The organism is Synechococcus sp. CCY 9618 (assembly GCF_019038415.1).
Lineage (GTDB): Bacteria > Cyanobacteriota > Cyanobacteriia > PCC-6307 > Cyanobiaceae > Cyanobium.
The window spans coordinates 1-420 of record NZ_JAFKRG010000128.1 but is presented as its reverse complement, the minus strand read 5'-3'; the positions used below and the strand labels follow the sequence as shown (position 1 = coordinate 420).

Annotated in this window: 1 pseudogene; it reads right to left on the bottom strand. The window is 60.2% G+C overall.

Annotated elements, in window-relative coordinates:
• A pseudogene (locus KUG41_RS15440) lies at positions 1–345 on the bottom strand (transposase); the annotation flags it as partial.
• Between the last annotated feature and the right edge of the window lie 75 nt (positions 346–420).

Genomic DNA, 420 nt, shown 5'->3' with positions numbered 1-420 from the left:
CACGGCGCTGAGAAGCCCGGAAACGATCCTGCAGAACTACCACGGCTCTGCGGCGACGTTCCGGGCTCAGAAGTTTCCCTCGGCTAACTCCTTGAGCATGGCCTTATCGAGTTCGGCGTCGGCGAGCAAACGCTTGAGCCGATTGTTCTCCTGCTCCAGCTCTTTGAGCCGCTTGGCCTCCGTGGCTTTCATGCCGCCGTAGAGCTGCTGCCAACGGTGGTAGGTGGCAGCGGACACCTCCAGGGCTCGGCAGACATCGGCAATGGTTTGTCCCTGGTTCAGTAGCTGGTCTGCCGTCCGCAGTTTGCGGATGATCTGCTCGGGGTTGTGGCGTTTGCGTTTCATGGGGCTTCTCCTGGCCAAGTCTGGCCGGTAGGGAAGCTCTCATAAGGCCTGGATCAGTTTTTGGGGTCCACGTCA